This window comes from Flavobacterium ginsenosidimutans (assembly GCF_037478105.1).
GTDB classification, from domain to species: domain Bacteria; phylum Bacteroidota; class Bacteroidia; order Flavobacteriales; family Flavobacteriaceae; genus Flavobacterium; species Flavobacterium ginsenosidimutans.
Genome location: NZ_CP147988.1, coordinates 2,922,362 through 2,949,214, shown reverse-complemented (window position 1 = coordinate 2,949,214; position 26,853 = coordinate 2,922,362). Strand labels below are relative to the sequence as shown.

Annotated in this window: 21 protein-coding genes; 17 read left to right on the top strand and 4 right to left on the bottom strand. The window is 33.3% G+C overall.

The window, feature by feature from the left end:
- Positions 1 to 248 precede the first annotated feature (248 nt).
- The gene (locus V6624_RS12955; protein ID WP_111283220.1) at positions 249 to 641 is read left to right on the top strand and encodes an SRPBCC family protein; all 393 of its coding nucleotides are present in this window, start codon (positions 249 to 251) and stop codon (positions 639 to 641) included.
- Between the two features lie 266 nt (positions 642 to 907).
- Here V6624_RS12955 and V6624_RS12950 read toward each other — a convergent pair whose 3' ends face one another.
- Positions 908 to 1,636 carry a biotin--[acetyl-CoA-carboxylase] ligase gene (locus V6624_RS12950; protein ID WP_338838794.1) on the bottom strand — a complete coding sequence of 243 codons (729 nt, stop codon included), beginning with the start codon at positions 1,634 to 1,636 and terminating at the stop codon, positions 908 to 910.
- A gap of 92 nt (positions 1,637 to 1,728) precedes the next feature.
- Here V6624_RS12950 and rsfS point away from each other — a divergent pair, with 92 nt between their 5' ends.
- From rsfS to V6624_RS12910, 8 genes are all read left to right on the top strand, one after another.
- Positions 1,729 to 2,100: a ribosome silencing factor gene (rsfS, locus tag V6624_RS12945; RefSeq protein WP_007809313.1), complete on the top strand. Its 372-nt coding sequence runs from the start codon at positions 1,729 to 1,731 to the stop codon at positions 2,098 to 2,100.
- A gap of 15 nt (positions 2,101 to 2,115) precedes the next feature.
- Positions 2,116 to 4,041, top strand: coding sequence for an ATP-dependent zinc metalloprotease FtsH (gene ftsH, locus V6624_RS12940; protein ID WP_338838778.1), 1,926 nt, complete (start codon positions 2,116 to 2,118; stop codon positions 4,039 to 4,041).
- Positions 4,042 to 4,159: 118 nt separating this feature from the next.
- Positions 4,160 to 4,765, top strand: a complete 606-nt coding sequence (locus V6624_RS12935) for a lactate utilization protein B/C (RefSeq protein ID WP_111283214.1) — start codon at positions 4,160 to 4,162, stop codon at positions 4,763 to 4,765.
- A 1-nt stretch (position 4,766) separates the two neighbouring features.
- Positions 4,767 to 5,657 (top strand): phosphatidate cytidylyltransferase, encoded by an 891-nt coding sequence (locus tag V6624_RS12930; RefSeq protein WP_111283212.1) that lies wholly within the window; start codon positions 4,767 to 4,769, stop codon positions 5,655 to 5,657.
- Positions 5,647 to 6,300 (top strand): phosphatidylserine decarboxylase family protein, encoded by a 654-nt coding sequence (locus V6624_RS12925; protein WP_111283210.1) that lies wholly within the window; start codon positions 5,647 to 5,649, stop codon positions 6,298 to 6,300. Before V6624_RS12930 ends, V6624_RS12925 begins: the two co-directional genes overlap by 11 nt.
- Positions 6,301 to 6,570 carry an acyl-CoA-binding protein gene (locus V6624_RS12920; RefSeq protein ID WP_111283208.1) on the top strand — a complete coding sequence of 90 codons (270 nt, stop codon included), beginning with the start codon at positions 6,301 to 6,303 and terminating at the stop codon, positions 6,568 to 6,570.
- Between the two features lie 8 nt (positions 6,571 to 6,578).
- Complete coding sequence (locus V6624_RS12915; RefSeq protein WP_111283206.1) at positions 6,579 to 7,358, top strand: superoxide dismutase; 780 nt, start codon at positions 6,579 to 6,581, stop codon at positions 7,356 to 7,358.
- 65 nt (positions 7,359 to 7,423) lie between these two features.
- Positions 7,424 to 8,482: a glycoside hydrolase family 130 protein gene (locus tag V6624_RS12910; RefSeq protein WP_111283204.1), complete on the top strand. Its 1,059-nt coding sequence runs from the start codon at positions 7,424 to 7,426 to the stop codon at positions 8,480 to 8,482.
- Between the two features lie 65 nt (positions 8,483 to 8,547).
- On the opposite strand, the gene V6624_RS12905 is transcribed toward V6624_RS12910, so the two are convergent.
- Entirely contained in the window at positions 8,548 to 10,419 is a 1,872-nt protein-coding gene (locus tag V6624_RS12905) for an alpha-amylase family protein (protein WP_111283202.1), read from the bottom strand.
- A gap of 320 nt (positions 10,420 to 10,739) precedes the next feature.
- Between V6624_RS12905 and V6624_RS12900 the strand changes: the two genes are divergently transcribed.
- From V6624_RS12900 to V6624_RS12870, 7 genes are all read left to right on the top strand, one after another.
- Positions 10,740 to 12,383 (top strand): OstA-like protein, encoded by a 1,644-nt coding sequence (locus V6624_RS12900; RefSeq protein WP_338838773.1) that lies wholly within the window; start codon positions 10,740 to 10,742, stop codon positions 12,381 to 12,383.
- Between the two features lie 260 nt (positions 12,384 to 12,643).
- A complete protein-coding gene (locus V6624_RS12895; protein WP_111283198.1) occupies positions 12,644 to 13,837 on the top strand; it encodes an aspartate aminotransferase family protein in 1,194 nt (397 codons plus the stop codon).
- Positions 13,838 to 14,100: 263 nt separating this feature from the next.
- Positions 14,101 to 15,495, top strand: coding sequence for a tetratricopeptide repeat protein (locus tag V6624_RS12890; RefSeq protein WP_111283196.1), 1,395 nt, complete (start codon positions 14,101 to 14,103; stop codon positions 15,493 to 15,495).
- 2 nt (positions 15,496 to 15,497) lie between these two features.
- The gene (locus tag V6624_RS12885) at positions 15,498 to 16,250 is read left to right on the top strand and encodes a shikimate dehydrogenase family protein (protein ID WP_111283194.1); all 753 of its coding nucleotides are present in this window, start codon (positions 15,498 to 15,500) and stop codon (positions 16,248 to 16,250) included.
- Positions 16,251 to 16,317: 67 nt separating this feature from the next.
- Complete coding sequence (locus tag V6624_RS12880; RefSeq protein WP_111283192.1) at positions 16,318 to 17,064, top strand: lipid A phosphoethanolamine transferase; 747 nt, start codon at positions 16,318 to 16,320, stop codon at positions 17,062 to 17,064.
- A gap of 250 nt (positions 17,065 to 17,314) precedes the next feature.
- The gene (locus V6624_RS12875) at positions 17,315 to 19,294 is read left to right on the top strand and encodes a DUF349 domain-containing protein (protein WP_338838772.1); all 1,980 of its coding nucleotides are present in this window, start codon (positions 17,315 to 17,317) and stop codon (positions 19,292 to 19,294) included.
- A 262-nt stretch (positions 19,295 to 19,556) separates the two neighbouring features.
- The gene (locus V6624_RS12870; protein WP_111283188.1) at positions 19,557 to 19,976 is read left to right on the top strand and encodes an OsmC family protein; all 420 of its coding nucleotides are present in this window, start codon (positions 19,557 to 19,559) and stop codon (positions 19,974 to 19,976) included.
- A gap of 62 nt (positions 19,977 to 20,038) precedes the next feature.
- Here V6624_RS12870 and V6624_RS12865 read toward each other — a convergent pair whose 3' ends face one another.
- Together V6624_RS12865 and gyrA are read right to left on the bottom strand one after the other, a co-directional pair.
- Complete coding sequence (locus V6624_RS12865) at positions 20,039 to 21,307, bottom strand: tetratricopeptide repeat protein (RefSeq protein WP_111283186.1); 1,269 nt, start codon at positions 21,305 to 21,307, stop codon at positions 20,039 to 20,041.
- A 37-nt stretch (positions 21,308 to 21,344) separates the two neighbouring features.
- Positions 21,345 to 23,984, bottom strand: a complete 2,640-nt coding sequence (gene gyrA / locus V6624_RS12860; RefSeq protein WP_111283184.1) for a DNA gyrase subunit A — start codon at positions 23,982 to 23,984, stop codon at positions 21,345 to 21,347.
- A gap of 256 nt (positions 23,985 to 24,240) precedes the next feature.
- Here gyrA and V6624_RS12855 point away from each other — a divergent pair, with 256 nt between their 5' ends.
- Positions 24,241 to 26,787 (top strand): ATP-dependent Clp protease ATP-binding subunit, encoded by a 2,547-nt coding sequence (locus V6624_RS12855; RefSeq protein WP_111283182.1) that lies wholly within the window; start codon positions 24,241 to 24,243, stop codon positions 26,785 to 26,787.
- The last annotated feature ends 66 nt before the right edge of the window (positions 26,788 to 26,853 follow it).

Sequence of the window (26,853 nt, the reverse complement as noted above, 5' to 3'; positions counted from 1 at the left end):
ATTTTAGATTTTAGATTTTAGATTTTAGATTTTAGATTTTAGATTTTAGATTTTAGATTTTAGATTTTAGATTTTAGATTTTAGATTTTAGATTTTAGATTTTAGATTTTAGATTTTAGATTTTCTAAAAAATCGCTTCGCTCTTTTTTTTAATTTCAGCTTTGCGAACTTAAATAAAGTCATAGTAAAGAAAAAAAAACCTTGCGTTCTTTGCGTTAAAAAAACAAAAACAAAACAAAAAACACTATATGAACTTAGAAAGTCCAAAAGTTACAGTTCAGAAATCAGCTCAGGATTTATTTGATCAACTGACTGACGTAAAGAATTTCGAAAAATTAATGCCAGACAATATCGCTAAATTTGAAGTGACTGGCGAAGACGCTTTTATTTTTGGATTGAAAGGGATGCCTGAAATCAAATTGAAAATGAAAGATAAAGTAGCGCCAAACAAAATTGTTTTGGGCGCTGCAAGTGATAAACTTCCGTTTACACTTACTTCAAACATTGACACTGTTTCTGATTCAGAAAGTGCTGTTCAATTGTTCTTTGAAGGTGAATTCAACGCTATGATGGCGATGATGGTTAAAGGTCCAATCAGCAAGTTTATTGAAACTTTAGCAAACAATATGAACAAGTTATAATGGTGAATTGTAAATTGTGAATTATAAATGAAAAGTCCAATCTAACGATTGGACTTTTTTATTTTTTGTAATTTATCATTCTTGAAGGTGATAAACTATGTGGTAACTTTGCGTTAGACGCACTGCAGTGCGTCTCTACGGAAAAATTCTTTATCAAAAATCTTAGAATCTTAGTAACTCAGAACCTTAGCACCTTAGTTAGACGCACTACAGTGCATCTCTACGAAAAACCTTTGCCACTTTGTCCCTCTGTCCCTTTGCAACTTTCAATAAAGCATTTTCACTTCTTTAATCTCAAATTCCACAACAGAATCATCTTCTAATAAAACCTGTAGTTTACCAATTGGAGAAACTCCTTGAATGATTCCCATAAAATCCTGGTTGTTGTTGTCTCTAAATGCTGTCGGAACTCCTTTTTTAAATAAAAAATTAAAATAATCTTTCCAAAAATTTTCCGAATCGGTTTTCCAGAACTGAATTTTTTCTTTTAGTTTTTCAACGATTAAAATTGCTAATTCTTGCTTATCAAAAGGTTTTCCCGAAATCACTGCTATTGAAGAAGCATTTGGCAATTCGTCAAAATCGGTTTGATTGACATTAATTCCGATTCCGACAACTGACACAATTCTGCCATCGCTTTTTAAGGTGTTTTCGATTAATATGCCAACTAACTTCTTATTGTATGACAGAATGTCGTTTGGCCATTTTATGCATATATTAGGAATATTTATCGATTTTAAAGTTTCTGCAACAGCCAAAGAAACAGCTACGCTAAGATTAAAAACTTGCTCGTTATCAAAGAGAAAATCTTTTACCAAAATGCTCATAGTTAAGTTCTTACCAGCTTGAGTCTTCCATACACCACCAACTTGTCCTTTCCCTTTTGTCTGATTTTCAGCTGTTACGACCGTAAAATTCTCCAGTTCTTCTTTGCTGGACAATGATTTTAAGAAATCATTTGTCGAATCTATGGCATCGAGTTTGATTAGTTTCATTAAATAATTTAAATATCTTAATTTAATATTTTGTTAAGGTTCAAAAATAATCACAAAATTTGGTAACTTTACAAATTCATATAAAATAATTCATGGCGAAAAAGACTATTAATAATGATGTTCTACTGGCGAACATAATCAAAGGGATTGAGGAAGTAAAAGGAAATGATATCGATATTCTTGACTTAAGAGAAATAGATACGGCAGTATGCGACTATTTTGTAATTTGCAATGGTAGCTCAAACACCCAAGTTAACGCCATCGTAAACTCAATTCAAAAAACAGTATCAAAAGACTTAAAAGATAAACCTTGGCACGTAGAAGGAACCGATAATGCAGAATGGGTTTTAATGGACTATGTACACATTGTAGTACACGTTTTCCAGAAACATATTCGCGAATATTACAACATCGAAAGCCTTTGGGGCGACGCCAAGATCACTACAATCGAGAACAAATACTAAAGAAACTTTCACTAAATGGCTAAAGATAATAATCCAAATCCGAATAAATTTAAAATAAGTCCTTGGTTAATATATACCGCAATACTTTTAGTTTTTTTATTCATAAGTTTTGCCACAGGAGGATCAAGCTTAAGCGAACCTGCTCAATTAACTTCTTCTAAATTCAACACCCTTCTAGAAAAAGGCCAAATTGAAAAAGTAATTGTTTACAACAAAGCAGAAGCTGAAGTGTATTTAAATGCTGCGGCTCTTAAAGACCCAGCAAATAAAAAAGTAGCTGAAGATATTTTCAAACAACCAAACAAAGGTCCACATTACACTTTGGAAATTGGTAATGATCAAATCTTTCAGACTAAATTAGAAAAAGCAGTTACTGAGGGTAAACTGAAAGATTTCAATTTCCTTCAAAAAAATAACTGGAGCGATATTTTAATCAGCTTACTTCCTATCATCATTATTGTTGGTGTATGGATCTTCATTATGCGCAAAATGTCTGGTGGAGGCGCTGGAGGTGGCGGACAGATTTTCAATATCGGAAAATCTAAAGCTAAACTTTTTGACGAAAAAACAGATATCAAAACTACGTTTAAAGATGTTGCTGGTTTAGAAGGTGCTAAAGAAGAAATTCAAGAAATTGTTGAATTCCTTAAAAACCCAGAAAAATACACAAACCTTGGAGGTAAAATCCCAAAAGGCGCTTTACTTGTAGGACCTCCGGGAACTGGTAAAACTTTATTGGCAAAAGCTGTTGCTGGTGAAGCACAGGTACCTTTCTTCTCTTTATCAGGTTCTGATTTCGTAGAGATGTTCGTTGGAGTTGGTGCTTCACGTGTACGTGACTTATTCAAACAAGCAAAAGAAAAATCTCCTGCTATTATCTTCATCGACGAGATTGATGCTGTTGGTAGAGCAAGAGGAAAAAGCAATATGTCTGGCGGAAACGACGAAAGAGAAAACACTTTGAACCAATTACTAACAGAAATGGATGGTTTTGGTACAAACTCTAACGTAATTGTTCTTGCTGCGACAAATAGAGCTGACGTTCTTGATAAAGCTTTAATGCGTGCTGGACGTTTTGACAGACAAATTTTTGTTGACTTACCAGACATTCGCGAAAGAGCCGAAATCTTCAAAGTACACTTAGCTCCTATCAAAAAAGTTGAAGGTTTAGATCTTGATTTCTTAGCAAAACAAACTCCAGGTTTCTCTGGTGCTGATATCGCTAACGTTTGTAACGAAGCTGCATTAATTGCCGCAAGAAACAACAAAGCTGCAGTTGACAAACAAGATTTCCTTGATGCTGTTGACAGAATTATTGGTGGTTTAGAAAAGAAAAACAAAATCATTACTCCAGAAGAAAAAAGAGCAATTGCAATTCACGAAGCTGGTCACGCAACTGTAAGCTGGATGTTAGAGCACGCTGCGCCACTTATTAAAGTAACTATCGTTCCTCGTGGACAAAGTTTAGGTGCTGCTTGGTACTTACCAGAAGAAAGACAAATCGTAAGAACAGATCAAATGTTAGACGAAATGTGTGCTACTATGGGAGGAAGAGCTGCTGAAAAAGTAACTTTTGACAGAATTTCTACAGGCGCTTTAAGTGACTTAGAAAAAGTAACGCGTCAGGCTCGTGCTATGGTAACGATTTATGGATTAAATGACAAAATCGGAAACGTTACTTATTACGATTCAACTGGACAAAGCGAATATAATTTCTCTAAACCATATTCTGATGAAACTGCAAAAATCATTGATGCAGAAATTTCAGAATTAATCGAAGGTCAATACAAAAGAGCTATTCAGATATTAGAAGAAAACAAAGATAAATTAAATCAACTTGCTGATATTCTGATCGAAAAAGAAGTTATTTTCAAAGATGACTTAGAAAACATTTTCGGAAAACGTACTTTTGATAAAAATTTAGAAGAAGTAGTTTCATAAGTTAATTACGAAATACGCAATAATTTTTTAAAATCTTAATTCAAAATACCCTTTTGAATTAAGATTTTTTTATCTTTGAACGTTTTCAATTAACATGTAAAGCATTTCATATAAAAAAATGAATTTTTTCAAAAAAATATTTGGCTCAAGCGAAGCCGCTTCTGATGAAGAGCACGAAAGCGAATATGCGGGCACACCTGCTCAGAATAGTCATTTATCTTTAGATGAACAGTTTATTTTCAACTTCAAAAAGAATGGAGGTAAATTTTTATACTGTGAAAACACTCTAGAAGTTGCTGAACAATTTGAAAACATTTTAGAAGAAAATGATTGGTTCGAAAATGAAGTTTTATGCTACGAACCGGCACTTTTTGGTTTACTGGAAGAAAACAAATTATTTTATATTGCTCCAACAAAACCAAGATTCTTATTAGCAAGCTGTGAAAACCTTATAGCCGATGAAGGTTCGATTTTATTTTCATCGAAACAAATCAGACAAAACAAACCAAACGAATTACCTGCTAATATTGTTATTATTGCAACCACAAGCCAAATCCTTCCAATGAAAAGCGACGGATTGAGCGCTATAAAACGCAAATACGAACGAGACTATCCTACTAATATCACTACAATAAAATATTTCGAAAAAGCGAAAGAAGAAGATTTTACACAATACGGAAGTGTTGCGAAAAACCTATATTTACTGCTTCTAGAAGATCTTTAAGATGAACGAAACACTGAAGAGAACCATTTCTGGTGCTGTTTATATCGCTTTATTATTAGCTTCGATATTGTTTTCCACAGAGAGCTTTATTACTCTTTTTGGTATTTTCTTGATTATTACGATATACGAATTTTCTAATATCGTAAAATTGAACAAAGTGTTTTCTATATTTTTCGGAATCTTAGTCTATGCAGCAATTATCCTTGTTAGTCATTACAATAAAGAAACGAGCCTATTTTTAAATGATTCGTTTAATTCTAATATAAGCTTAGAAACAAACATTAAACAGCTCGATTTAGTCTTGCTGGCAGTTACTATTGTTGTTTCCATTAAATGCATCATATTCTTATTTTATGATTCTGTACAAAATGTAAGCACCTCTTCAAAATATTTATATCTACTAGGATATATTACACTTCCATTTGTATTTATTGTCAAAATCTCTTTTGGAACAAATGATTATAATCCGAAAATTATTTTAGGTTTATTTGTCTTGATTTGGACCAATGATACTTTTGCGTATTTAGTTGGAAAATCAATGGGAAAACACAAATTATTTGAACGTGTTTCGCCTAAAAAAACAATTGAAGGTTTTATTGGCGGTGTTGTTTTTGCTGCATTTGCAGGTTTTTTGATCTCTAAGCTTTACATTCAGCCAAAACCTGAGTTTAGCAGTAAATCGATTTTAATCTGGACTGTTATCGCATTAATAGTAAGTATTTTTGGAACTATTGGAGATTTAATAGAATCCAAATTTAAACGAATTGCAGGAATAAAAGACAGCGGTTCGATAATGCCTGGTCACGGAGGTATTTTAGATCGATTAGATAGTGTTATATTTGTAGCACCAATTATATTTTTATTTTATCAAATTTTATATTATGTTTCATAAAGAGGGAGGCCCGTCCATTTTATTAGGTACTGTATTTACTGTAGCTGTACTTTTACTTGCTGATAAATTCATTGATATTGCTTGGCTGAGAATGCTTGTTCAATTTGCAGCGCTTGTAATTTTGATTATTATTTTACAATTCTTCAGAAATCCGAAGAGAATTGCAGTTAGAAACAGTGATCATATCCTTGCTCCAGTAGATGGAAAAGTGGTGGTTATTGAAGAAGTTTATGAAGGAGAATATTTTAAAGATAATCGTTTACAGGTTTCTATTTTTATGTCGCCAATCAATGTGCACGTTACTCGTTACGCAATGGATGGTATCATCAAATTTAGCAAATATCATCCTGGAAAATTCTTAGTTGCTTGGCATCCAAAAGCAAGTGAAGAAAACGAAAGAACTACAGTAGTTATCGAAAATGAAACTTTCGGCGCTATTTTATATAGACAAATCGCTGGAGCATTGGCTCGTAGAATTGTAAATTACGCTAAAGAAGGAATGCAAGTGATTCAAGGAACTGACGCTGGTTTCATTAAATTTGGATCGAGAGTAGATTTATTTTTACCTTTAGGTACACCAATCAATGTTGAGTTAAATCAGAAAGCGATTGGAGGAAAAACAATTATTGCTACAAAGGCATAAATGGCTGATAAAGATTTAGATATTCGCTTTGCTAAAGCTGTAGAAGTTGCGATGACAATGACTCAGGCTTCACTGCCGCAAGATGTGCAGTTGAGACTTTACGCTTTTTACAAACAGGCCACTTTTGGTACAGCAGTTTACAATCAATCTGAAAATTTTGATTTAAGAGATGCTTTTAAAACCAATGCTTGGATGCAAATTAGCCATATGTCGATTGATGAAGCTAAAGAAAATTATATCGAGATCATCAATTCATTAACATCAAAATAAATAACATTATGAAGAAAAACGTTGTTCTTTTTAGCACTTTAGCTTCATTTTTACTATTGTTTTCTTGTAAAGAAGATAAGCTGACAGAAGTTGTTGAGGTTCCTCTGCCAACAAAAGAGGAAAAAATAACTATTGGTTCGCCAAATGATGTTAAAGCTGATGCCGGTTCTTTTGAAATGACGAAACTGCCATTTAATTATGATGCCCTTTCGCCAGACATTAGAACTTTAACTTTAGAAACTCATTATTCTAAGCATTATTTATCGTTCACAAATAATTTCAATAAAGAAATTCTTTCGACTGAATTTGAAAATATGCCTATTGAAGACATTTTAAAAAAAATGCCTCTTACTAATTTAAAACTTCGTCAGAATGCTGGCGGATATTACAACCATACGCTTTATTTTAATACCTTGACTCCAAAAGAGCAGACTCCAAAAGATACGCTTGCAGGTTCAATTAATAAAGAATTTGGTTCGTTTAATAATCTAACCAATCAATTTAAAGCGCAATCAGAAAAGCAGTTTGGTTCTGGATGGGTTTGGCTGGTTGTAGACCGATATGGTAAATTACAAATTACTGCAACTGACAATCAAGATAATCCGTTAATGAAAAATGCTTTGATTCCTGGAACACCAATTATGGGAATTGATCTTTGGGAACATGCTTATTATTTAGATTACCAAAACCGAAAAGGGAGTTATATTGATGCCTTTTTCAAACATATTAATTGGGAAAAAGTAAACGAATATTACGTTGAAGCACTCAAAAAGGTTAAAAAAGTATAGAAAAAAAGCTGATGCAATTAAGTATCAGCTTTTTTTTATACCTTTTAGGTACTTAAACGAAGATCATGAAAGACATTGCCAATCGTTTTATAGAAAACCCTTTATTATCACCATCAGATTTACCACCAAGCAGAGAAGGATTAGAAATTACCTGTTTGCTGAATCCTGGCGTGTTTCAATTTCAAAATAAAATCTGGCTTGCAGTGCGAGTTGCAGAAAGACCAAAACAAAGCGAAAATATCATTTCGTTTCCTGTTCTTAATGACGCTGGCGCCATTCAAATTATTGAAATTTTAAAAGATCATCCGGAACTTATTGCAACAGATGCACGAGTAATAAACTATCAAGGAATTGATTATTTAACTACTCTATCTCACATTCGTTTATTATGCAGCACAGATGGGAAACATTTTTACGAGCCAGAAGATTACCCTTATTTGGTTGGTGAAGGTATTTTGGAAACTTTCGGAATTGAAGATTGCCGTGTTTCTTTAATTGAAGGAAAATATTACCTCACTTTCACTTCAGTTTCTGGAAATGGCGTTGGTGTAGGTTTAAGAACCACAACGGATTGGAAGAATTTTCAAAAACACGGAATAATATTTCCTCCTCACAATAAAGATTGCGCTATTTTCGAAGAAAAAATAAACGGATTATTTTATGCTTTACATCGTCCGAGTAGTGTGGATATTGGCGGAAATTATATTTGGATTGCTTCTTCTCCAGATGGAATTCATTGGGGAAATCATAAATGCATCATCAAAACCAGAAAAGGCAATTGGGACAGTAAAAGAGTTGGCGCTGGCGCTGCACCAATTAAAACCGAATTGGGCTGGCTCGAAATTTATCACGGAGCAAACGAATTTCATCAATATTGTTTGGGCGCATTTTTAATGGATTTAGAAAATCCTTCAAAAGTAATTTCAAGAACTGAAACTCCAATTATGTTTCCTAAAACAAGTTATGAATTAAGTGGTTTCTTCGGAAATGTCGTATTCACAAATGGCCACATTATTGATCCTGATGGCGATACATTAACGGTTTATTATGGCGCTTCGGATGAATTTGTGTGTGGCGCGCAATTTTCAATTAGAGAAATCCTTTCGTTACTTAAAAAGGTTTAAAAACAAAGAAACTTGTCTAGAGAATTACTAGACAAGTTTCTTTTTTAAACCTTTTTTTCTTTTTATTAATTCACTTCATAAATAAATGATTCAGAAGGCTTTATTTTAACTCTTGCGGAACCTTCTCCATTTTTAACTGTAAAATAAGTTTTACTTGCTGAATATATTTTATCTACAAGCACATAAGAACCATCTTTCAGCTTCCACTTTGAAATAATAGATGAAGGAATTTTCAAATCAAATTCGCTTTCTTTTTCTGATGAGAAATTAGCTATTACAATTAATTTTTGGCTCTCTGACCAACGAACATAGCTATATAATAACGCATCATAATTTGAATTTCCTTGACGATTTACGGATTGAATTTCCTCAAAACTTCCCATTAAAGCACTGCTTTTGATTGTGAAATTCAACAAACGTTTGTAAAAATCACGAAGTTCTTTTTCTGAATTAGAAAGCTGTCCGCCATCAAATTTACCATCATTCATCCAACGCTGATGATTTGGAACTCCGATATAATCAAAAATGGATGTTCTCGAGCGTTTTCCAAAACCGGCATCTTCGTTTCCTGATTCCCCTACTTCTTGCCCGAAATAAATCATTGTTGGCGAAGTACTAATCGTTGCCGAAATTACCATCAAAGGTTTTCCTCTTTCTGGCGTTCCTGCAAATTCTGGACTTGCTAAACGCTGTTCATCGTGATTATCTAGAAAATGAAGCATATGATGTTCGATATCCGACATTCCGTTTTGGATTTTTGTTAATTCGTCAGGCGAAGATTTTCCACGAATAACATCTTTCAACTTATCGTAAGTTTCTACTTTATCATACAAATAATCCATTTTTCCTAAACGAATATAATTTCGGTATTCATTAGGGTTATAAACTTCTGCCAATAAAAATGCTTTTGGATTTTTCATTTTTATAGAAGAGTTCATATAACTCCAAAATTCGTAAGGAACCATTTCTGCCATATCATAACGGAATCCGTCAACTCCTTTTGCGATCCAATACAATGCAATATCTCTAAATTTCTTCCAAGAATTTGGAACATCTTTATCTTGCCAAAAAGCAAAATGCTCTTGATATGATTTTTGGTCAAAACCAGCAGGAAGTTCAGGAAAATCTTTAGTTCCGCCTGGGCGAACTCCATAATTTACTTTTACCGTTTCATACCAGTCATTTTGGTCTGGTTTGAATTTTCTTGAACCATTTCCGGTCCATTTCGCAGGATTTTCGTCAAACTTTCCATCAATCAATGGATTCTTTTCTCCATTTAAAGGAACATCTCCATCTGGAATTTCGAAATGCTCATTTGGAATATAATAGAAATTATTATCTCGTTTGTATTCAACCGTTACATCATCATCTGCACCAAAATCATTTATGCCCGCAGGATTTGATTTTCCTTCGTATTTACGAGCAATATGATTAGGAACAATATCAATAATTACTTTTAAACCCGCATTGTGAGTCCGTTTTATTAAAGCTTCAAATTCTTCTAAACGCTTTGCAGGATTAACAGCCAAATCCGGATTTACATTATAATAATCTTTCACAGCATAAGGCGAACCTGCGCGTCCTTTTACTACTTCTGGATCATCATTTGAGATTCCGTATGCTGTATAATCGCGCACTAAAGCATGATGAGGCACTCCAGTGTACCAAATATAAGTAACACCTAAATCTTTTATTTCATGAAGCGCTTTATCTGTAAAATCATTAAACTTTCCAACACCGTTTTCCTCGATAGTTCCCCAAGGTTTATTTGTTGTATTTTTATTTCCGAAAAGGCGTGTAAAAACTTGATAAACTACAACTTTCTTTTCTGTTGCAGTTTGTTCTTTTGCTGTACTCATTTTTAAATCTTTTGTTTTACAGGCTGAAAATAGTACAGTTAACGTAATTCCGGCTGCAATTATTTTTTTACTTATCATATCTTTTTTGGCTATTCTTAACTTGTCTTATAATTTAAATACCACAAAAGGCATTAAAACTAATCTCTAAATGTAATTCATTTTTTAAAATTCAGAACATCATCTTTTTAAAATGCTCTGTTTTAAGTCTAAAATACCACAACTACAACGTGAGAGTTCTTTGTTTTGTTGAAAAAATAAATGATGTTCAACTTCTTAATTAAGGTATTGATGACGAATTATAAATTAATGCTAATATCAGCCACAGGTTCTAACCTTTTTTATAAATTTGACAAAAATTTAATCAGTTGAATAAATCACTCTTTTTCATATTTTGTTGTTTGTTTCTTAGTGCACAATTTATTTCTGCGCAAGCAAAAAAAACTGCACAAACTCCTAAAACTATCGTCATCGAAAATGCTGACTTTTCTGATGTTGATCAGGTCAACGTACCAGATGCACTTTTACTTACCGGAAATGTAAAAGTAAATCATGATGGTGTTGTATTAACTTGCAATAAAGCCTATTTTTTTCAGAAAGAAAATTATTTAAAAGCATTTGGAAATGTACAATTAGTACAAGGAGACACTTTGTTCTTGAATAGTAAATATGCTGAATATAGTGGAAATGAAAAGAAAGCTTTTGCGACAGGAAATGCAGTTTTAACTTCTCCTGATGCTACTTTACAGACCGATACGATTAATTTTGATAGAAATATTCAGGAAGCTTTTTATAACACAAAAGGAACTATCATAAACAAAGACAATACTTTAGTAAGTAAATCTGGAAGATATTTTGTTAAAGAAAAGAAATTCCAGTTTTTAACTGAAGTTACAATTACGAATCCAAAATATGTGATTAAATCAAATCATTTGGATTATTACAGTAATTCTGGGCACACTTACCTTCTTGGTCCTTCGACTATTACAAGTAAAGCCAATTACATTTATACAGAAAAAGGTTTTTATGATACGAAGAAAAACTTAGCTCATTTTCTGCGAAGATCGTATATCAAATATGACGATCGGCTTATAGAGGGCGATAGTTTATACTATGATCGAAATATAGAATTTGCGTCAGCAACACGAAATGTAAAAATTACTGATTCTATAAACAAAGGAATCGTAAAAGGCCATTACGCAGAGCTTTACAAACTTAAAGATTCGATGTTTGTAACCAAAAGAGCTGTTGCAGTTAATCTAGTTGAAAATGACTCTGTTTATATTCATGGACAGAAATTAATGGTGACTGGAAAAGAAGGGGAAAGAATTTTGAGAGCTTATAAAAATGTTCGTTTCTATAAAACAGATATGAGCGGTAAATGCGATTCGATACATTCTGATTCTAAAACTGCCTTGACAAAACTAATTGGAAATCCGATTCTTTGGAATGGCGACAATCAGATTACTGGAGATATAATGCATTTAATTGGTGACAATAAAACGAGAAAAATCGACTCTTTAAAAGTTTTAAACAATACTTTCGTCCTATCCAAAGACACGCTCGGAACCGGTTTTAATCAAGTCAAGGGACTGAATCTGTTTGGAAAATTTCGGGACGGAAAACTTCATGATGTTGATGTCATTAAAAACACCGAGGTGATTTATTACATGCGAAATGATACCAAAGAATTGATTGGAATCAATAAAAATGTCAGCAGTAAAATCAACATGATATTGGAGAATAATGCTATTGAAACCATTACTTTCTACAATAAAGTAGATGGAGATATTTATCCCGAAGACGAACTTCCTGAAAATGCCCGTAAACTGCGAGGTATGAATTGGAGAGGCGATGAAAGAATAAAGTCGAAAGACGATATTTTTACCGATGAAGACAATGAAATGAATGAAAAGCTGATTAAAGAAGGAAAAGAACAGGAAGAAAAAGGTAAAAATGTCCCAATGAAAGTCAGGAAAGAGACTTTGAATTACGACAAGAAAAACCCAACTACTAAAACGGAACCAAAGCCTAAAAGTAAATAGTTTTTAGTCGCGGTCGCAGTTTACAGTGCCTTGCGATTGTTTAAACCACAAAGTTTAAGCGTAATTGGAAAGTTTTCAGTCGCAGTCACAGTTTACAGTGCTTTGAGAATAATTAGTTCAAAAAGTTAACCTAAGCGTAAAATAAAAAAAACTTAGAATCTTAGTACCTTTGCAACTTTGAATTTTAAAAGTTTACAGTCTCAGTTTACAATAAAAAACTTAGAAGCTCAGAATCTTAGCCTCTTAGCAACTTAAAAAAAATGAATCCAGATTTTATAAAATACCAAGCGCAAACTTCTCCTTACCCACTCGGAATGGAAGTTTCACACGCCATTGGCTCTTACATATACGACACAAACGATAAAAAATATTTAGATTTTGTTGCCGGAGTTTCGGCTTGTACTTTAGGACATCAGCATCCAAGAGTAAATCAGGCGATAAAAGATCAGTTGGATAAATATTCGCACGTAATGGTTTACGGAGAATACTCACAGAGTCCAGCCGTTCAATATTGCAAATTAATGGCCTCTCTGCTTCCAGAATCTTTAAATAAAACCTATTTGGTCAATTCTGGTACAGAAGCGATTGAAGGCTCGTTAAAATTAGCCAAACGAGTTACAGGACGTAGTCAGCTTATTTCATGTCATAATGCGTATCATGGAAACACAATGGGTTCTATGAGCGTTATGGGATTTGAAGAAAGAAAACAAGCTTTTAGACCTTTGCTTCCAGATGTTGACTTTATTACTTTCAATAACGAAGAAGATCTGCAAAAAATAACTACGAGAACAGCAGCCATTCTTTTAGAAACCATTCAGGGAGGTGCTGGTTTTATTCAGCCAGAAAACAATTTCCTTCAAAAAGTCCGCAAACGCTGTGATGAGGTTGGAGCCTTAATGATTGTTGATGAAATTCAACCAGGTTTCGGAAGAACTGGAAAGCTTTTTGGTTTCCAAAATTATGATGTTGTTCCAGATATTGTGGTTATGGGTAAAGGAATGGGCGGCGGAATGCCGGTTGGAGCCTTTACTGCTTCTGCTGAAAAAATGGATCTTTTAACAGAAAATCCAAAATTAGGGCATATTACCACTTTTGGAGGCCACCCTGTCATTGCGTCAGCTTGTTTAGCTACTTTGCAAGAATTAACTGAAACAAATTTAATGGCAGAAACGCTAGAGAAGGAAAAACTCTTCAGATCGCTTTTGGTACATCCTTTGATTACAGAAGTTAGAGGAAAAGGATTAATGCTTGCCGCTATGACAGAATCGGCAGATATTACAAACGAAGTTATTTTAACCTGTCAAGACAGAGGACTTATTTTATTCTGGCTTTTATTTGAAGGATGCGCAATAAGAATTACACCTCCTTTGACCATTTCTGAAGACGAAATTAGAGAAGGCTGTGCAATTATTCTAGACGTTATGGACGAAATAATGAAGAAGAAGAACAATTAAAATACAAAATTATTTGAGCGCTATTTTAATAAAACTGACAGAAATGAACGCTCAATTTCTATTTCAAAAAAGTCTTCCAACACAAATAAAAAAATGACAATACCGAAGCTAATCCCTTAATAATAAAGGAGATTTCTTCCCAAAATAGAATAAAAAACGCCATATATTGTTAATTAAATTGTTCAAAACAATTAATTTCTTATCCTTACAGCGATTATATGGTTGCCTAAATTTATAACAGGCTAATTTCAAATATACGAAGTATGCAATTAAGCAACGAAGAAGAAGATTATAACCTATCCCTATCCAAATTTGAGTCAATGTTAAAAACTAACAAAGTACTCTTTTTTGATTCTGAAGAATTCGAAGAAATCATTCTTCATTATTTAGACATAGGCAAGGCTAATTTAGCAAAAAAAGCCTTGAAACTTGCATTAGACCAGCACCCAAAATCTACAGGCTTAAAGTTAGTACAAGTAGAAATGTTGGTTTATGATGACAAACTCGACATTGCTGAAAAGCTTTTGAATGAGTTATACGCAATTGAACCTAACAACGAGGAAATCTATATCCAAAAAGCCAATATCTGCTCAAAAAGAGATCAGCACGAAAAAGCAGTCGAACTGTTAAAAATCGCGCTTCAATACACTGATGATTATGCCGATGTGTACAATTTGATTGGTATGGAATATCTTTTTATGGATAACCTTGAGATGGCAAAGGAGAGTTTTATCAAATGCCTTGAAGAAGACTTAGAGGATCAATCTGCTCTTTATAACGTAGTGTATTGTTTTGAATTTTTAGATCAAAATCAAGAAGCTATTGTCTATCTAAACGAATACATCAACAGAAATCCGTACAGCGAAATTGCGTGGCATCAGCTTGGACGTCTTCATTATGGCGTAAAAGAGTATGAAAATGCTATTCGCGCATTTGATTACGCAACACTGATTGATGATGAATTTTTAGGCGCTTTTATGGAAAAAGCAAAAGCTTATGAGCGTCTAAAAAAATACAATGAAGCAATCGAAAGCTATAACAGAACCATCGAATTAGACGATGCAACCTCGTATGCACTTCTTCGAATTGGAAAATGTTATGAAAAACTTGGAAATTTAGCGAAAGCGATCCAATACTATAACCAAACTGTTCACGAGGATCCGCTTTTAGACAAAGGCTGGATTGCAATAACAGATTTTCATCTTCGCCAGAAAAACTATCAAAAAGCATTATTTTTTGTGAATAAAGCTTTAGCAATCGACAATCAAAATCGTTTGTACTGGAAAAGATATGCCACAATCAATAAACAAATGAATTTCTTTGAAGAAGCCGAATTTGGTTTCAGAAAAGCAGTTGAATTTGGAGATTATGCATTAGACACTTGGTTGTATTGGGTTGATATTCTTCAGTTTTTAGGAGAATTTGAAACAGCAATTCAGACTTTATTGCAAGCTTCAGAATATTTTCCTGAAGAAAATGAAATTGAATATCGTTTGGCTGGATTGTATTTTATGATTCAAGACACCACAAAAGCTAAATTCCACTTAAGCAATGGCTTACGTCTAAACTTTGAGAATTATATCTTAATTGAAGATTTGTTTCCTGTAGTTTGGGCAAAAAAAACAGTAAAAAATTATATAGAGAAACATCGTAAATAAGAATGGTTGATATTTTATTAAGAAGACGTTTTGGATTGTTAGGTCGCAACATAAGCTACTCTTTTTCAAAAGGTTATTTTACAGAGAAATTTAATAATGAAGTTTTTGCTGGAAACAGCTACGAGAATTTTGACATTTCAGAAATTAATTATTTTACAGAATTAATTAAAAACAATCCTGATCTAAAAGGATTAAATGTTACTATTCCGTACAAAGAACAAGTTATTCCTTTCTTGGATAAACTATCAAAAAAAGCCTCTTTAATTGGCGCTGTTAATACTATTAAATTCACCAAAAACGGCAAACTAAAAGGCTACAACACCGATTATTACGGATTTAAAAAATCTCTAAAACCATTATTGGAGCCACATCATAAAAAAGCTCTTATTCTAGGAACAGGCGGAGCTTCTAAAGGTGTTGCTTTTGCTTTGGATGAACTTGACATTCCGTACACTTTTGTTTCTAGAGAAGCAAAGGAAAACATAATCGATTATGACTTGATCAATGCTACTACTTTTGATAATTTCCAAATCATAATCAATTGCACGCCAGTTGGAACAAGCCCAAATATTGAAGCTTATCCAAATTTACCTTATGAGTTTTTTACCGAAAAACATATTGCTTACGACCTGATCTACAATCCAGCAGAAACTACTTTTTTACGAAAAGCAAAAGAAAAAGGTGCCGTAACCAAAAATGGACTCGATATGCTTATTTTTCAAGCTGAAAAAGCATGGAAAATCTGGAATAAATAAATAAGTATCAAAAAATAAAATGTTAACGTATTTTTCGTATTTTTAAACCACTAATTAACAGGTGGTTATGAAGAAAATACAATTACTTAGCATTTTATTTTTTTTATTTAACAATCTACTTTCGGCTCAAAATACAGACACCATACAAAGTCCGCTATCTGAGCCTCGATACCATTATTTTCTAAAAACAATTCTGTTTTATAATGAGTATCTTGATACAGACAAAGGTTCTTTTAATACAACCCAAGTTCGTTTTTTGGTACCAATTGGCAACAAAGCCTGGAATTTACGTTTTGATCTTCCACTGGTTTCTACTAATACAAATTCTACCAATAAAACAGCTATTGGTGATGTTGGAGGCGGAATAAGTTTTATTCCTTACTTAAGGAACAATAATGGAGTTGCGGTAAGAACTCGTATTTATTCTAACACCGCTGAAGATCCAAATTTTGGAACTGGAAAATGGGTTGTCATGCCTGCAGCAGTTTATGGAAGATATTTTAATCAAAAAAAGTTTTTATCATTAACAACACTGGAATATCAGCAGAGTTTTGCAGGGAAAAGTGATCGTGATGACATCAGTATAATTCTTTTCGAAAATCTCTTAATGCATTTTTTTGGAAAAAACTGGGTTTCTGGCGATGTTGCTTTTCGCTATAATGCAGTTTTAGAAGGATTTCAAAATAATGCTTTTGTCGAATTCGGACGAAAAATAACGCCTTCAAATCTAGTTTACATACATCCCAGCGCTGGATTTGGACCAAATAGAACCTACAATTGGGGTATGGAAGTTGGAGTATTAATCCTTTTTTAATTGAGAAGAATAACAATAGAAGCTTTATAAATTTGATTATTAAGCAATTTATATAAAAAACAATAGTGATTTCGGATTTACATATACTTCAGTATTTCAATTAAAATAGATTCAACCTAGATAGCAAATACTTGTAAAGAATATGAATTTCGTCGTAAAATACCGTATAAACAAGCGATTTATTTTGTAGTTAGAAACACCTTTACTATCTTTCGCATTGTTTAAAATAAAAACCTTATACATTTTAAAGATGTTAGAAGAAAAGAATGATAACCTGCATGAAGCAGACGGAAAATCAGGAATCGAAATAAATGATTCTGTAGCAAATGATGCAATTGAAACATCAGATTCTGAAACTGTAATTCAAAATTCAGATCCAGAAACTGAAAATGAATTAGTTAACCAAGAAAATGCTCATCAAGAAGCATTAGATGTCATTACAAATTCAAATGCTGCTGAAAGCGAAGACGAAACTTTAAAAGATCGTCACGCTATTCCTATGCAAGATTACAATACATTTTCTTTAGATGCTCTTGTTGATGAACTTAAAAAACTGGTAAATACAGATAAAGTAATGTCTGTAAAAGACCATATTGAAGAAATCAAAAAGGCTTTCTTACTACAATATCACCATCTCCTAGAGGAAAAAAAAGAAGAATTTCTTGCTTCTAATCCTGATCCTAACGAAGAATTCGAATATCATTTACCTTTAAAATCAAAATTCGAGGAATATTATAATGTTTTCAGAGATAAGAGAAATGTCCATTTTAAACATTTACAGACTAATTTAAAAAGCAATTTAGAAAACCGTCTGGCAATTGTCGAAGAACTAAAAGAGCTAATTAATCCGCAGGAAAATATAAAAGATACTCTTAAACATTTTAATGAATTAAGAGAAAGATGGAAAAACGCTGGTGCTATTCCAAAAGACAAATACAATCACGTTTGGAATAATTACCATTTCCACGTAGAAAACTTTTACGATTATCTTCACTTAGACCGTGAAGCGAGAGATTTAGATTTTAAACACAACCTAGAATTAAAACAAAAAATAATCGCTCGTGTTGAAGAATTAGTAAATGACGCAGATGTAAATAAATCTTTCCGTGAATTACAGGATTTACACAGAATTTGGAAAGAAGAAATTGGACCTGTTTCTAAAGAATACCGTGACGTTATCTGGAATCAATTTAGCGAATTAACTAAAAAAATCCACGATAAGAGAGAACTTTTATTTGAAAACCAAAGAGCAAACGAGCACAAAAATCTTGAAGTTAAAAAAGAAATTATAGCTAAAATAGAAGCTCTTGGAAGTGAAAAAGTAAATTCTCATTCGCAATGGCTTGTTCAAATTCAAAAAGTAGAAGATTTAAGAAATGAATTTTTCTCAGCTGGAAAAGTACCATCTGAAGTAAATGAAGAAACATGGGCAGCATTTAAAACTGCTGTTAGAAACTTCAATGCTTTTAAAAACTCTTTCTACAAGGATATTAAAAAAGATCAAAACGACAATCTAAATAAAAAACTGGCTCTTGTTGCTAAAGCAAAAGAATTACAGGAAAGCACCGATTTTACTGCTACAACGCCTGTAATGAAACAAATCCAGGAAGAATGGAAACAAATTGGCCACGTTCCTAAAAAATATTCAGATAAAATCTGGAAAGAATTTAAGGATGCCTGCAACCATTATTTCGATAAATTAAAAGAACATAAATCAGAGGAAAACAGCGAAGAAGTAGCCGCTTTTGACAATAAAAAGGCATATTTAGATACTTTAAGAGCTTTTCAATTAACTGGCGACCACAAAACTGATTTAGATGCTATAAAAGCACATATTGAAACTTGGAAAGGATTTGGAAAAGTTCCTTTTTCAAGAAGACATATCGAAGGAAAGTTCAATAAAATTCTAGATGCTCTTTTTGAAAAATTAAGTCTTAGCAAAAAAGAATCTGAAATGATGCGTTTTGCAAACCGCATTGATTCATTATCTGACAGCAACGACACGCGTAAATTAGACAATGAAAAAATCTTTATTATGCGTAAAATTGAAGAAGTTCAAAATGAAATTTTCCAATTAGAAAATAACATTCAATTCTTTACCAATACAAAAAATGCAAAAAAAGAGAATTCAATAGTTACTGAAGTACGCAAAAACATTGCTATCCATAAGGAAAGTCTTGATGTATGGAAAGATAAATTGAAACAATTAAGAAACTTAGGACAAGAATAGACTTAAGTTTATAAAAAATTAAAAAGGTGTAATGAGTTTCATTGCGCCTTTTTTTGTGCTTATTTTTTTAACGCAAAGCTTTGCGAACTTTGCGTAAACCTTTGTGTCTTTGCGTTTAAATCAAAACGATAAGCCCAAAACTTAACAATACAATTAAATTTCATAAAACTATTCTGCAAAATATTGATTATATTTGAGTTACCACTATTAACTGGCAATCAAACAAATAACATTTAACACTAATTTTTAAAATAAGAAAACTATGAAATTTACAAGAAAAGCACACGCCAACTGGAAAGGAACTGGCATGGAAGGAAAAGGAACTATTAGTACACAAAGTACAACTTTAGATAACGCTCAACTGTCTTTCAAAACTAGATTTGCTGATGGTGTAGGAACCAATCCTGAAGAACTAGTTGCTGCGGCTCATTCTGGCTGTTTTACAATGCAATTAAGCTTTTTATTGAACGAAGCTGGTTTTACTGCAGATGATTTAACCACAGAAGCTACAGTAACATTTGAAGATGGCTCAATAACTTTAATCCATTTAGATTTAAAAGGAAAAGTTCCATCAATTTCTGCAGAAGAATTTGCTTCAACCGCAGCTAAAGCAAAAGAAATCTGTCCGATTTCCAAATTATTAAATACAACTATTACTTTATCTGCTGAGTTAATAAGTTAGAAAATTAGACATAAAAAAACCATCCTTAACGGATGGTTTTTTTATTTACAAGAATACTCTAATTACATTTTTGCTTTTAAAGCTTTTGCTTCTGCAGTCATTTCAAGAGCGCTGTAAACTCCTAATAATGTTTTAGAAACATCTTCGTTTTTAGGATCTAATTCGTTTGCTTTTTTAAGGTAAGGAATTACACCTTTGAAAACACTTTCTCTTTGCGCTTTTAAAACATCGTAACGTTTCATGTCTTTAGCAGAAGTACCTAGTTTATTCATTTCATCAATGATTGGTTTCTCTGCTTCTAACTTTAATGCCGCAAGGTTTAAGTAAGCATTTGTATAGTTAGGATTGATTTCGATAGCTCTTAAATAATATTTTTCTGCGTCAGCATTATTTTTAGCGCCAGCACTAATTACTCCTAAATTGAACACTAAATCAGCATTGTTTGGATCTTTCTGCAAAGCTTCACCAACTAATTTTTTGTACATCTCAAAGTCTTTAGTCTCTAAATATAAATTAGCCTCTGTTAAGATTAAAGAAGTATCATCTGGATTTGCTTTTCTAGCATCAGCGATTGCTTTTTTAGCATCTTCTGTACGTCCTTTTTGAACTAAGATTAATGCTAAGTTTTTGTAGATTTCACCTCTTTTAGAAGGAATTGCTTCTGTTTTAGGTTTTTCGTGAGTACCTAATTTAACAGCCATATCTCTTTCTTTAGCATTGGCAAAACTATCATCATTTCCAGAAGCTTTGTTTACAGCTGTATACATTGTTCCTTTTCCAGAATAGTTTAGTTTTTTCAACTCTTCATACATTGGTAAAGCAAGATCAAAATCTTGTGCATTTACAGCTGTAGAAGCTGCATAGTACAAGTTGATTGTATCTTTCTTGTCTAAAGCATAAGCATCATATAATTTCTTAGCTCCTTCAACATTTTTGTTTGATTGAGTATCGGCAATTGCAGAGTTAATCAATAAACCTTTAATGCTAGTAATTGATGCAGCAGCTTGAGTTGAATATTTTTGTTTTCCTGAAGTTTTTTCAACTTCAATTAATTTTTTATAGCTCTCAGCAGCAGCAGATAAGTTTTTGCTTTCTTCAACTTTTTTATTTGCAAGCTCTAATAGAGCATTTCCTTGCACGAAATAAAATTGTGCTTGCTCAGTATCTTTAGCATTTACAATTAAGTTCTCTGCATCTTTTAATTGAGCAAGAGCACCTTGTGCATCTCCACCCTTTAATGCCTTTTCAGCATTCTTAATTTGATCTTTTTGAGCAAACGTAGCTACAGAGATCAGTAATGCTGATGCAAGTATTACATATTTACTTTTCATAATGATATTTGTTTGTATTTAATTTTTTGTTTTTTAATTATTCTTCAGACTCCTCGTCTTCTGCGTCCTCCGCTTCATCTTCTACTTCATCGTCAGAATCATCTTCATCTTCAGCAGTTCCATCATCTTCTAAAACTTCCAGGTCAGGTTTAATTCTTTCGATTGTAGACTCGATTACATTTCCGTCTTCGTCTAATACTACTTCTTCTGCATCGTCTTTCATTACAGTTGTAACAGCAGCAATAGAATCTTTACCTTTAAGATTAATCAATCTAACACCTTGAGTTGCACGTCCCATAACACGTAAATCTTCGATCGCCATTCTAATTGTCAATCCAGATTTATTAATAATCATTAAGTCGTCTGCATCAGTAACAGCGTTGATCGAGATCAATTTACCTGTTTTGTCCGTAATATTAAGTGTTTTAACACCTTTACCTCCACGGTTTGTAATTCTGTACACATCTTCTCCGTCGTCGTCAACTAATTTTGTACGTTTTCCGTATCCATTTTCTGTTACAACAAGAATTTGCGATGTAGAAATATCGTTTTTATCTACAGTAACCATTCCGATTACTTCATCAGTTTCGTCTTTTAAAGTAATACCACGAACTCCAGAAGCCGTTCTTCCCATCGGACGTGTTTTAGTTTCTTCAAAACGAACTAATTTTCCAGATTTAACTGCTAAAATGATTTGGCTTTCTCCATTTGTTAATTGAGCTCCAATTAATTCATCTCCTTCTTTAATTGTAATTGCAGCAACTCCATTTGCTCTTGGTTTAGAATATTTCTCTAAAGAAGTTTTCTTCACCTGACCTTTTTTCGTCACCATTACAAGATTATGCGTATTGATATAATCTTTATCTTTTAAATCTTGCGTACAAATGAAAGCTTTTACTTTATCGTCACTTTCAATATTCACCAAGTTCTGAATTGCTCTACCTTTTGCAGTTTTGCTTCCTTCCGGAATTTCATAAACGCGCATCCAGAAACATTTTCCTTTTTGCGTAAAGAACATCATATACTGGTGATTTGTTGCAACAAACATGTGTTCCAAGAAATCTTGATCTCTTGTTCCAGCGCTCTTCTGTCCAACTCCACCTCTATTTTGTGTTTTGTATTCTGTAAGGTTTGTACGTTTAATGTAACCTGCATGCGAAATTGTAATCACTACATTCTCATCAGCAATTAAATCTTCGATACTTACATCTCCTCCAGAATATTCAATTTGAGAACGACGATCATCACCATATTTATCGCGAATTTCAGTCAGCTCTTCTTTAATTAAATCTGTTCTTAAATTAATATCTGCCAATAATGCTTTCAAATGCTCAATTAACTTCATTAATTCGTCAAACTCAGCTCTCAATTTATCTTGTTCCAGACCTGTTAACTGACGTAAACGCATCTCAACAATAGCACGAGCTTGAATATCAGATAATTTAAATCTCTCGATTAATTTCTCTCTAGCTTCATCTGTGTTTTTAGAACCTCTAATTAACGCAATAACTTCATCAATATTATCAGAAGCAATGATTAACCCTTCTAAGATATGAGCTCTTTCTTCTGCTTTACGCAATTCAAACTGCGTTCTTCTAACCACTACTTCGTGACGGTGCTCGATAAAATAATGAATCATATCTTTCAGATTCAACATTTGCGGGCGACCTTTTACTAATGCAATATTATTTACACTAAAAGAAGATTGTAATGAAGTATACTTATATAAGGTATTTAAAACTACGTTTGGCGTAGCGTCACGTTTTAAGATATAAACGATACGCATACCGTTTCTATCCGACTCGTCACGGATATTGGCAATACCTTCAATTTTTTTCTCGTTAACTAAATCAGCCGTACGTTTGATCATTTCGGCTTTGTTAACTTGATATGGAATCTCAGTAACGATGATGCATTCTCTTCCGTCAACTTCTTCAAAACCAACTTTAGCACGCATTACAATACGTCCTCTACCAGTTTTAAAAGCTTCACGAACACCTTCATAACCATATATTACACCACCAGTTGGAAAATCTGGTGCTTTAATATGCGTCATTAATTCATCAACTTCAATATCATTATTATCTAAGTACGCTAGAGTACCATTGATCACTTCAGTTAAATTGTGTGGTGGCATATTGGTTGCCATACCAACTGCAATACCTGTAGCTCCGTTTACTAATAAAGTAGGAACTTTTGTAGGCATTACTTTTGGTTCATATAATGTATCGTCAAAGTTCAATTGAAAATCAACTGTTTCTTTTTCAATATCCGCCATAATTTCTTCAGAAATTTTGCGCATTCTAGCCTCAGTATAACGCATTGCTGCAGGACTGTCACCATCGACAGAACCAAAGTTACCTTGACCATCAACTAATAAATAACGCATACTCCACTCCTGCGCCATACGCACCATTGCGTCATAAACAGAGGTGTCTCCATGCGGGTGATACTTACCCAGAACCTCCCCTACAATTCTCGCAGACTTTTTGTGGGCAGATCTTGATGTTACACCTAAATCATACATTCCGTAAAGAACTCTTCGATGTACTGGTTTCAAGCCATCTCTAACATCAGGAAGTGCTCTCGATACAATTACTGACATCGAATAATCGATGTAAGCTGACTTCATTTCATCCTCTATGTTAATAGGAATTAACTTTTCTCCTTCAGACATAAGTTGTTATATTAAAAAATTATATTAGTTTCAAAGCGTGCCAAGATACGTTTTTTTAAAATTTTTTCAGCTATTTCCTTACACTTATTTAAATGATTTATTAACAACTTTATTTTGGTTTTTAGTTAATAAATTAAGCGTTTTTTAACGCTTTTATTGTCTTTTTTTTCGTCTATTAGCTGACAGTAGTTCTTGAAGGTACGGTTTTTGTTTTTAAAACAGTAATTCACTAAATTTACAATACCAATTATATATTATGGATGATAATTTTTCACCAAGAGTAAAAGATGTAATTACGTACAGTAAGGAAGAGGCTCTTAGATTAGGCCACGACTTTATTGGTACAGAGCATCTTATGCTAGGTATTTTAAGAGATGGTAACGGAAAAGCTATTCATATACTTAATAACCTAGCTGTCGATTTAGATCATTTACGCAGAAAAGTAGAAGTACTTAGCCCTGCTAACCTGAGCGTTGAAGTAAATGCAGAAAAGAAAAACCTTCATCTTACCCGACAGGCCGAAAGAGCCCTGAAGACCACTTTTCTTGAAGCAAAAGTATTTCAAAGTTCATCAATTAGCACCGCTCACCTGCTGTTATGTATCTTGAGAAACGAAAACGATCCAACAACCAAGCTATTGAATAAACTAAAAATAGATTATGACGTAGCTAAAGAACAGTATTTAAATATGACTCCAAACGAAGAAGAATTCTTAGAAAACTTGCCAAGAAACGAATCATACAATGATGATTCAGGACAAGATGACAGTCTGAAAGAAAGCAGCTTTAATAATCCCGCCAATAAGTCAAACAAGAAATCTAAAACCCCAGTTTTAGATAATTTTGGGAGAGATTTAACAGAAATGGCTGAAGAAGGGAAATTAGACCCAGTTGTAGGACGAGAAAAAGAAATTGAGCGTGTATCGCAAATTTTAAGCCGTAGAAAAAAGAACAATCCGCTTCTTATTGGAGAGCCTGGAGTTGGTAAATCTGCTATTGCAGAAGGACTTGCTCTACGTATTATCCAAAAGAAAGTATCGCGTATTCTTTTCCACAAACGTGTTGTAACTCTTGATCTTGCAAGTTTAGTTGCAGGAACAAAATACAGAGGACAATTTGAAGAAAGAATGAAAGCCGTAATGAACGAGCTTGAGAAAAACGACGATATTATTCTTTTTATTGACGAAATCCACACTATTGTAGGCGCTGGTGGAGCAACAGGTTCGCTTGATGCTTCAAATATGTTCAAACCTGCTTTAGCTAGAGGAGAAATTCAATGTATTGGTGCCACTACTCTTGATGAGTACAGACAATATATTGAAAAAGATGGTGCTTTAGAAAGACGTTTTCAAAAAGTAATTGTTGAGCCAACTTCTGTTGAAGAAACAATTGCGATTTTGAACAACGTAAAAGATAAATACGAAGATCACCACAACGTAACTTATACTCAAGAAGCTATCGAAGCTTGTGTTAAGCTAACAAACAGATATATGTCTGAGCGTTTCTTACCAGACAAAGCAATCGATGCAATGGACGAAGCGGGTTCACGTGTACACATCACTAACATCGATGTTCCAAAACAAATTTTGGATCTAGAACGTCAGTTAGAAGAAGTTCGCGAAATGAAAAATATGGTTGTTAAAAAACAAAAATATGAAGAAGCAGCCAAACTTCGCGATGATGAAAAACGCATTGAAAAAGATCTTGCTCTTGCACAAGAACAATGGGAAGAAGATTCTAAAAACAACAGAATTGAAGTTACAGAAGATAACGTAGCTGATGTTGTTTCTATGATGACTGGAATTCCTGTAAACAGAATTGCACAAACAGAAAGCAACAAACTAGCTCAATTGCCTGAATTGATTCAGAACAAAGTAATTGGTCAAAATGAAGCTGTTTTAAAAATCGCTCGTTCTATTCAACGTAACAGAGCTGGACTTAAAGATCCGAACAAACCAATTGGTTCATTCATTTTCTTAGGTCAAACTGGGGTTGGTAAAACGCAGTTGGCTAAAGTATTAGCTAAAGAATTATTCGATTCAGAAGATGCATTAGTTCGTATCGACATGAGTGAATACATGGAGAAATTTGCGATTTCTCGTTTAGTTGGAGCGCCTCCAGGATACGTTGGATACGAAGAAGGTGGTCAATTGACTGAAAAAGTTCGTAGAAAACCATACTGTGTAGTTCTTTTAGATGAGATCGAAAAAGCACATCCAGATGTATTCAATATGATGCTTCAAGTTTTAGATGATGGATATTTGACTGATAGTTTAGGTCGCAAAATCGACTTTAAAAACACAATCATCATCATGACATCTAACGTTGGTGCTCGTCAGTTGAAAGATTTCGGACAAGGTGTTGGATTCGGAACTGCAGCAAGAACAGCTCAGGCAGATGAAAACTCAAAAAGCATTATCGAGAACGCTTTGAAGAAAACTTTTGCTCCTGAATTCTTAAACAGAATTGATGATGTAATTGTATTTAATGCATTAGAAAAAGCTGATATCGATTTGATTATCGAAATCGAATTGAAAAAACTTTACTCTCGTATTGCAGAGTTAGGTTATAAATTAAGCTTGACTGATAAAGCAAAAGCATTTATCGCTGAAAAAGGTTTTGACAAACAATTTGGAGCAAGACCGCTTAAGAGAGCAATTCAAAAATATGTTGAAGATTTATTAGCAGAAGAAATCATCACTTCGAAAATTCATTCAGGCGATGAAATCATGATGGATCTAAAAGACGATTCACAAGAATTGTCAGTAGAAATACATAAAGCTGAAGAGCCGACTAATCAATAAATTAGTTAAAAAATTATAACACACATAATATGCCCGTTACGTTTTCATAACATAACGGGTATTTTT

Excerpts from the sequence above, each read along its gene's own strand:
- V6624_RS12955 (WP_111283220.1), top strand. The coding sequence starts at position 249 with ATGAACTTAGAAAGTCCAAAAGTTACAGTTCAGAAATCAGCTCAGGAT.
- V6624_RS12880 (WP_111283192.1), top strand. The coding sequence starts at position 16,318 with ATGAAGAAAATACAATTACTTAGCATTTTATTTTTTTTATTTAACAAT.
- V6624_RS12885 (WP_111283194.1), top strand. The coding sequence starts at position 15,498 with ATGGTTGATATTTTATTAAGAAGACGTTTTGGATTGTTAGGTCGCAAC.
- V6624_RS12890 (WP_111283196.1), top strand. The coding sequence starts at position 14,101 with ATGCAATTAAGCAACGAAGAAGAAGATTATAACCTATCCCTATCCAAA.
- V6624_RS12925 (WP_111283210.1), top strand. The coding sequence starts at position 5,647 with ATGTTTCATAAAGAGGGAGGCCCGTCCATTTTATTAGGTACTGTATTT.
- V6624_RS12865 (WP_111283186.1), bottom strand. The coding sequence starts at position 21,307 with ATGAAAAGTAAATATGTAATACTTGCATCAGCATTACTGATCTCTGTA.
- V6624_RS12875 (WP_338838772.1), top strand. The coding sequence starts at position 17,315 with ATGTTAGAAGAAAAGAATGATAACCTGCATGAAGCAGACGGAAAATCA.
- V6624_RS12935 (WP_111283214.1), top strand. The coding sequence starts at position 4,160 with ATGAATTTTTTCAAAAAAATATTTGGCTCAAGCGAAGCCGCTTCTGAT.
- V6624_RS12920 (WP_111283208.1), top strand. The coding sequence starts at position 6,301 with ATGGCTGATAAAGATTTAGATATTCGCTTTGCTAAAGCTGTAGAAGTT.
- V6624_RS12855 (WP_111283182.1), top strand. The coding sequence starts at position 24,241 with ATGGATGATAATTTTTCACCAAGAGTAAAAGATGTAATTACGTACAGT.
- gyrA (WP_111283184.1), bottom strand. The coding sequence starts at position 23,984 with ATGTCTGAAGGAGAAAAGTTAATTCCTATTAACATAGAGGATGAAATG.
- V6624_RS12870 (WP_111283188.1), top strand. The coding sequence starts at position 19,557 with ATGAAATTTACAAGAAAAGCACACGCCAACTGGAAAGGAACTGGCATG.
- V6624_RS12905 (WP_111283202.1), bottom strand. The coding sequence starts at position 10,419 with ATGATAAGTAAAAAAATAATTGCAGCCGGAATTACGTTAACTGTACTA.
- V6624_RS12915 (WP_111283206.1), top strand. The coding sequence starts at position 6,579 with ATGAAGAAAAACGTTGTTCTTTTTAGCACTTTAGCTTCATTTTTACTA.
- V6624_RS12950 (WP_338838794.1), bottom strand. The coding sequence starts at position 1,636 with ATGAAACTAATCAAACTCGATGCCATAGATTCGACAAATGATTTCTTA.
- ftsH (WP_338838778.1), top strand. The coding sequence starts at position 2,116 with ATGGCTAAAGATAATAATCCAAATCCGAATAAATTTAAAATAAGTCCT.
- V6624_RS12930 (WP_111283212.1), top strand. The coding sequence starts at position 4,767 with ATGAACGAAACACTGAAGAGAACCATTTCTGGTGCTGTTTATATCGCT.
- V6624_RS12895 (WP_111283198.1), top strand. The coding sequence starts at position 12,644 with ATGAATCCAGATTTTATAAAATACCAAGCGCAAACTTCTCCTTACCCA.
- V6624_RS12910 (WP_111283204.1), top strand. The coding sequence starts at position 7,424 with ATGAAAGACATTGCCAATCGTTTTATAGAAAACCCTTTATTATCACCA.
- rsfS (WP_007809313.1), top strand. The coding sequence starts at position 1,729 with ATGGCGAAAAAGACTATTAATAATGATGTTCTACTGGCGAACATAATC.